A 7423-nucleotide genomic window follows, 5' to 3' on the forward strand; every position below is an offset into this window, starting at 1 on the left:
TGGCTGAACGCACACGGCCCCACCCCGGAGTCCGACGAGCGGTTTTGGGTCACGGCTCTGGCGGACAGACTCGGGATCGCCCCGAAGAGCGTTCCACTGGCCGACGGCCTGATCACGGAGGCGACCCTTGAGCGCATTTCCGGAGACCTGCGGCCGGGGGTCAACGCCCTCGACGTCCATCATGACCTTGACTGGGCCCGTCGCTTGACCGAGGCGGACTGCGCCGCAGTGATGACCGGCAAGGGCGGCGATTCCGTGCTCGTGCCCGCCACACCCGACGTCTTCACCGATCTCTGGATGGAGAAGGGCTTTCGCGCCCTCCTCTCTCCTGACGTGCCGCGTCTGGCGGTATCGACCGAAGTCTCGGTCTGGACCCTGTACCAAAGTGCCCGCCGGCATCACCGCGCTCCCGGCCCGCTTCCTCGACGCGACCCCGCGCTATTGGCCGCGACGACCGGGGAGGGTCCGGGGCACCCTTGGCTCGAAGACCGGGCGTTGCTCGGGCCAGCCAAGACGTTGCAGATCGCCGGCGTCATCGACAACATGACGCGGCATGCGCCGTCCCTGCAGAGCGAGGCCGTCGAGGTGCTTCATCCCCTCTGTTCCCTGCCGGTGATCGAGGCCTGCCTCGCGATTCCTGCACCACTCATGACGCTCGGAGGCCGGGATCGGGGATTGGCGCGTCACGCGTTCGCCGACCGTCTGCCGGCGGCGGTCGTCCAGAGGCCCTCCAAGGGCGACCTGACCTGGCTCTATGGCCGCAGAATTCTGAAGAGCCTGGATGTGCTTCGGCCGTGGTTGCTGGACGGTCGTCTGGCGGCCGAAGGCATTCTCGACCGCGCAGCCGTCGATGCCCGGCTCACCCGCGAAAGCCTGACCTGGCGCGGGCCCTACGCCGAAATCATGGTTGCGGCCGCGTTCGAGGGGTGGGTCCGGGTCTGGGAGCGACGGTTGTCTGCGGGGGACTGACGGGCGAAGGGTCAGCCAAAGTCCGCTCCAGCCAGTCAAAGATCTGCGCATAGACGTCGCGGATGTTGGCGGGACTCCACAGGGAATGCTCCTCGCCCCAATAGGTCACCAGTCGCGCTGTCCCTCCGAGCCGGTAGAGGGCGCTGAACATGAGCTCGGACTGGGACATCGGCACGAAATCCTTGTCGGCGGTGATCAGCAGCACCGGGGCGGTGATGCGGTCCGCCGCGAGATAAGGACTGCGGGCAGCGTAGCCGCTCAAGGCGGTCCAGGGCGGTCCGGTCATGCCGCCCTGCCCCGTCTCCACCCAGCCCTGCTGATTCCGCATCATGTGACCGCCTTCGGTGAGGATTCGGGTCACCGGAGCGAACTCGCCCCATTTGCTGAACATCTCAGAGGTGCCGGCCCATGAAATGTAGGAGCGGTAGCGCGCCGTCCCGCCGGCCATGGCCAAGGCCACCGTGCCCCCGAAGCTATGTCCTGCAATGGCGATACGGTCTCGCGGGAGGTCAGGATGGGCAGCCAGCGCGGCGTCGACGGCGGCATCGACGCTGCGGACATAGAAGTCGATCGAGTCGCTTCCTTCCCGGTCGTTCGGCATCGATGGGCTGATCACGGCATAGCCGCCCCCGGCGAGAACGGAGGCCCTGAGGCCATAAGTCAGAGCCAGCGGACCGGCCCAGGCGCCGGTGTCGACGGACCCGGGGTAGACCTCGACGACGATCCCCCTGACCGCCGACGGCGAAACACCCTTGGGCAGAAACAGCCAGCTGCGGGTCGGGCGTCCGAAGGCGTCGACATGGTCAAGGGGCTCGGTCCCGGCCAGGGCGACGTCTGCGAGTCCGGCGTTGACCTGATCGAACGGCCGGGCCCCGTCCGGGCGGACTACGCTCAGGGTTTCGACCATCTGCATGTGATCAAGGGCGATCGCTGCACTCGCCGAGGCTGCCAGCACCCGCGCCCCGGGCGACCCTCGGGCCGGGCCGAGCCGTCTGCGCTCGCCCGCGCCGTTCACGACCAGAACCTCTCCCTCCGCGCCGAGCGCCGTCGCCCAGTCTCGACGCGGGGCGTCGTTGATCCGCAGCCGGAACGGCTTCTCGATGTCCCCGATCGTGATCTCCGAGACCGGCTGGTCGATGGGAGTCAGTCGGCGCTGTCCCGTCGCGTCCGATGCCCAGAAGGCGGAGTCCGCGAAATAATACAGGGTGTCCCCACTCACCGCCGCTAGTCGAGAGGGCACGCCAGTCAGGTCCCCGGTCAGGTTTCTGACGGGCCGACCCGGTGCCAGCGCGTACCAGTCGAACCGGTCGCCGCCCACAGGCCGGCTGTACAGCACGGGTGTCGCCCCCATCCAATCGGCCTGGACCCCCCGCAGGGTGTCGATCTCGGTTCCCGCGGGCCGGACGGCCAGGTCACCGCGCGAGATCTCCACGGCCGCGCCGGCCCGTCCGATCCGCATCAGTCCGCCCTCCTCCCATCGCTGGCCGTCCCGTCGCGCCCAGACCAGCAGGGCCTCGGATTCGGGTGACCAGCGCAGCAGATGTGGCGCTACATCCAGCTCGACCGACGGCGCCGCCTCGCCCTCGTCTTGGAGGTTCAGGATCCTCAGTCGCTGTCGATCGGGAACGGCCATCTGCACGATGACCTCCGGTCGGACCGCCGTGAGACCGTCACCGGACAGGAGGGCGACGCGCGTCCCGTCCGGGGAGACGGCGAAGTCGCGGATCTGGCCGCGCGCCAGGGTCCGCCGGACGCCGCTCGTCAGATCGATCAGGACCAACGCCTGCCCGGCCCCCGCCGTCTCCGGCGCCGCGACGCCAGCGCTGGTGTCGACGACGGTCCGGGCGGGACGCCGCCCTTCCGCCGTGCGCCGCCACGCCGCTTCTGTCTCCGCCTGACTGCCGCCGTAATAGGCCAGGAGCCAGGGAAGGCTGCCGTCCGGCCGGGTCAAGAGCACCAGTCGGTCATCCGAGGCCCATTCGGCCTGGGCGCCCGCGGTCGGCATCTCTGGCGCGAGGCCCGTCCAGCGAACGGTCCGGTCCGCCACATCGACCACGCCGAACTCCAGTCGATCGCCGCGCAAGCGCTGGACCAGGAGGCGGTCGCCCGAGGGAGACCAGGGACCCCGGAGCAGTCCAGGCTCCTCGCCCGGCAGCAGCCGTTCGGGCGCGGCTCCAGCGCGTCTCAGGTCCAGGAGCCACAGGTCCGTGATGGCCCACTGAGAACGCGGGCCGAGGTCGAACCGCGGCGCCGTGTCATAGGGCCCGCGCTTCTCATAGATCGCCCAGGCGTCATTCGGCGCGATCGATGCCCGTCCAAAGGCCTCGGTCGAGACGATGTCGTCGACCGTGAGCGACCGGGTCTGGGCATGGGCGCTGGTCGCCAGGCACAGCAGGGCCGCGACCACCCAAAGGTGGTGTTGCAGGCGTCCGATCATGGCCCGCCCTCACCAGCGCCGGGTCAGCTGGAGCGAGACCGTCCGGCCCAGCATGGACGCTTGCCCCGCATCGAAGCCGAAGCCCGTCGGCGCGTCGTAGAACGGCGGATCCTCGTCGAACAGGTTCAGCACGGTCAGCGCAAGGCGAAGGCCCTCGAGCGGACCGGCCGCAGGACTCCAGTTCGCCTGGGCGTCGACGGTGTTCCAGGCGTCGATCTCCGCGCCGGCGCGGTCCTCATAGGCCGCGACATGGTTCCAGTGAAGACCGACACCGAGGTCCCCGCGAGTCCATGAGGCGCCGACGCGTGACCTCAGCCGCACCGGAAAGCCAACCACCCCGGCCAGGGCGCGCGGCTCGGCCGCGGGCGTCGTGCGGCTTTCGTAGTCCAGAATGTAGGACGCCGAGCCCTCGAGGGCGATCAGCCCACCGGCCGCTTCGAGCGGATAGCGACCGGAGAGGTCGATGCCTCTCACCCGCACAGCACCGGTGTTCACCCAGCGCCCGTCGATGATCGCCCCGAAGGCCGTGGACGGAAACACTCCGGCGAAGGCGAAATCGGGTTGGTTGGTGAAGCTTTCGACCAGGGCGAGGTCAGACGCGCTGCTCCCCGGATTCACCAGAACGACGAACGGGGCCAGCGACGGGTCGGTCAGGACGCCGGCCAGGTTCTCGGTCACGGGCTGGGCGATCCGGTCGGAAAACCGGGTGTCGAACCAGTTGGCGCTCAAACTGGCCCCCCTGGCAGGGCGATAGTCGAAACCCGCCGTCACGGTCTCGGCCGTTTCGGGGTTGAGGTCCCGATTGCCGCCAAAGCGGAAGAGCGACAGAACGCGCGCGCCGTCCGCGCGGGGGACGAAGGTGACCGTGGTTTGGGCGGCGTCATAAACCTGCGGCAGGGAGGCGGCGCGGAAAGACGTGCCCCAAGATGTCCGCAGCGACAGGGAGTCCAGCGGCGACCAGACCAGGCCGAGCTTGGGATTGGTGGTCGTCCCGAAGTCGCTGTAGTCCTCGAACCGCGCCGCCGCCGAAATCTCCAGCCGCCGCAGGCCCGGCCGGGCGTTGTCGGGACCCACGAGCGGCGCCCGGACCTCGGCGAAGACGGCCCGAATGGATCGCCCCTGCTCGGGCGTGACCGTGGTCACCGGAGCCGCCGTGGAACCGAATGCGGTCGTCCGGGTCTCGAAGGTTTCGCGCCTGGCCTGAGCCCCCACGGCCAGTTGCAGGTCTCCGCCCGGGAGCATCCACAGCGGCCCGGCGACGAGCAGGTTGGCGGACCTGGCCCGGCTGCGGTCTCGCGCCTCTGAGAACCCTTGGGAAATAAAATCGAGCACGGCGCGGCCATTGGCGTCGCCCGCCCCGAACGGATTGAAGAAGCCGTCCGCCGCCGCGCGATAGGGCGTGGCCGGATCGTCCGGCGTCGCGCCCAGGGCCTCATTGAGGAAGCGGGTGTTCACCCGACCTGTGATGCCGCTCTCCCCGCCTTCCCCGGCAGTCGCCAGATAGCCGTCCAGGCTCCAGCCGGCTCCGAGGTCCCAGTCGATCCCGGCAGTGAGCCCAAAGCTCTCTGACGTGCCGGCCGTGCGCGTCTGGCCGAGATCACCCTGAAACGCATAGGCGATGGTGTGGGCTGGCGCTCCGGTCGGCGAGACGAAAAAGGGGTTGGCCGCCGTTACCGTGAACAGGCCGATGCTGGCGGGGCTGGCGAACTCATACGCACGGCGGCTGTACCGCACGTCCGCCGTCAGATCGATCCGCTCGCCGAGCCCCTGTCGGATCCGGCCGTACACGCTGTGGCGCTCCAGGGAGGGAATGAGGTCGGCCCCGAGCGAGACCGACGTCAGGTTGGTGGCCCCCGCCTCGAAATCGGCCGGAGACTGGGCGGAGCCTGAAGCATTGGGCCGGATCGCGTATTGCGAGACGAAGCCACCGACGGCCGGATTGAAGGCGACGATATTGCCCGGCGAGCCGAACAGGTTGCGGCGGTCCGTCCCCCCGAAGGGCCGCAAATCTCCGTCCGCCGTATAGGGCCGGTCGAACGAACTCAGGGCGTTGGTCGTCTGGTATTCATAGGACAGATAGGCCGAGCCGGTTGTCCAGGAACGCCCCGCCAGGTGAGAGACGATCAGATCCTCTGCCCCGCCTTCGGCCGCGCTGGCGCGCAACCGGGTCTCATGGCCGTCGAATTGGCGGCGCATGATCACATTGACCACGCCCGCCACGGCGTCGGCCCCATACAGGGCTGAGGCCCCGTCGAGCAGGACATCCACCCGCTCGACCGCCGCCGACGGCAGCGCGGAAACGTCTGCGAATTCGCCCCGAAATCCGGTCCCCGCCAAGCGGCGGCCATTGACGAGGACAAGGGTCGATGCCGGTCCGAGGCCCCGCAGATTGACGCCTGTCGCCACCACGGCGTTGGATCCGCCCCGGTCCGCGCTCGCAAGCTGCACGATGGGCGTTCCCGCCCCGGCGTAGTTCTGAGGGAGATCCGTCAGCGCTTCGGCCACCGTGCCTCGGCCGAGACGATCCAGGGCGTCCCGGTCCAGAATCACCACCGGCGACGCGAGATCTCCGGAGGACTTCAACAGCGTGCCGGTGACCACCACCTCGTCCAGCTGTGTCACAGCCTCCCCGGACGGCTCCCCGGCGACGCGGCGCAGGAAGATGACGCCGGGACGGGTCTCCGACCAGGTCAGGCCGGATCCCGTCAGCAATCGGTTCAGCGCGGCGGAGGGCGTAAACCGTCCGCGAAGACCTTCGGTCCGCCGTCCGGCGACCAGTTCGCCGGCGAAAAGGATCTGCTGGTCGGCCTGGGTCGCAAAAAGGGTCAGGCCATCCCGCAGCGACCCCGCCGGGATGTTGAACTCGCGCACTTCCTGGGCGCAGGCCGTCGTGCTGACGGCGAGAACACAGGCGACAAGCGCGCTGCCGGACAGAAGACTCGAGCGACTCATATTCATGGCTCCCCTCGACGCCACGCGGCGTCAGAGAAGAGACGGTTCAGACCCCGGGTAACCCCGGAGAGGTTTCTCAATTATTTTTTCGCTCTGACAGCCGAACGGTTCCATCCGGACCCGGAGAGACTTCAAGTTCGAACACCTGCGAGGCCGTGGAGACGAAGGCGTCGCGGTCCCCGGTCCTGAACACGCCGTTGACCGGGACGGCGTCGAGCGACGCGGCGTCCAGTTCGATCTTCGCCGTCAAATACCGGTTCACCTCCGACACGGCCTGGCGCAGCGGCGTGTCACGGAACACGATCCGTCCGTCCGTCCAGCTGGTTTCGGCCTCCACGTCGGCGGCCTGGGTGTCGAGCCCATTGGAGCTGACGCGGGTTTGCTCGCCGGCGGCCATCCGCCGCACCGCCCTCCCCGCGCCTTCCGGCGTGACATCGACCGCTCCCGACACCAGGGTCACGCTCACCGTCGCTCCATCCCTTCGCACGTCGAACACCGTGCCGACCGCCGTCACCTGCGTCCCGCCCGCGTCGACGATGAACGGCCTCGTCCGGTCATGCGCCACGGTGAAGAGCGCCTGGCCGCGTTCCAGATCCACCAGGCGACGACCGTCAGCGAAGCGGACCCTGATCCGCGACGCCGTATCCAGCCGGATCGATGACCCGTCCGCCAGCTGAACCAGGCGCTGCTCGCCCACGCCGGTGGCGAAGACAGTCCGGCTCTGCTGCCAGGCCCAGGCGCCGATCGCCAAGGCCGCCGCCGCGCCGACCGCGGCCAAGCCCAGCAGGGTCCGCGGCACACCTCGGGACGAGGCCGCGCCCGCCTTGCGCGACATCGCCGCCTCGAGCGCCCCGGCGATTTCAGGATCGCCGCCCAGCTTGCCGGTGTCGGCCCAGATCTTCTCGACGCGCCGGTAGGCCGCCGCGTTCGTCGGCTCCGCGCGCCAGGCAAAGAATTCTTCGATCGTGGCGGTGCTGACGTTCCGCACGCCCAGCCGGGCGTGCCAGGCGGCCGCCTCGGTCTCAGCGGTTTCAACCCGGATGGTCGGGTTGGTCATGATGCGCC

General features: G+C 69.1%; 4 protein-coding genes. 1 reads left to right on the plus strand and 3 read right to left on the minus strand.

Annotated elements, in window-relative coordinates:
* Nucleotides 1–969 (plus strand): asparagine synthase-related protein (locus tag Q0C81_RS09775; RefSeq protein ID WP_291836966.1); only part of this gene is annotated, 969 nt, incomplete at its 5' end.
* On the opposite strand, the gene Q0C81_RS09780 is transcribed toward Q0C81_RS09775, so the two are convergent.
* From Q0C81_RS09780 to Q0C81_RS09790, 3 genes are all read right to left on the minus strand, one after another.
* Nucleotides 902–3406: a prolyl oligopeptidase family serine peptidase gene (locus Q0C81_RS09780; protein ID WP_291836968.1), complete on the minus strand. Its 2505-nt coding sequence runs from the start codon at nucleotides 3404–3406 to the stop codon at nucleotides 902–904. The two genes, Q0C81_RS09775 and Q0C81_RS09780, sit on opposite strands and share 68 nt — an antisense overlap.
* Before the next feature lie 9 nt (nucleotides 3407–3415).
* Entirely contained in the window at nucleotides 3416–6358 is a 2943-nt protein-coding gene (locus tag Q0C81_RS09785) for a TonB-dependent receptor (protein ID WP_291836970.1), read from the minus strand.
* Nucleotides 6359–6434: 76 nt separating this feature from the next.
* Nucleotides 6435–7423, minus strand: a 989-nt coding sequence (locus Q0C81_RS09790) for a FecR domain-containing protein (protein ID WP_291836971.1), incomplete at its 5' end; no start/stop codon positions are given.

This window comes from Brevundimonas sp. (assembly GCF_023259385.1).
Classification (GTDB): Bacteria; Pseudomonadota; Alphaproteobacteria; order Caulobacterales; family Caulobacteraceae; genus Brevundimonas.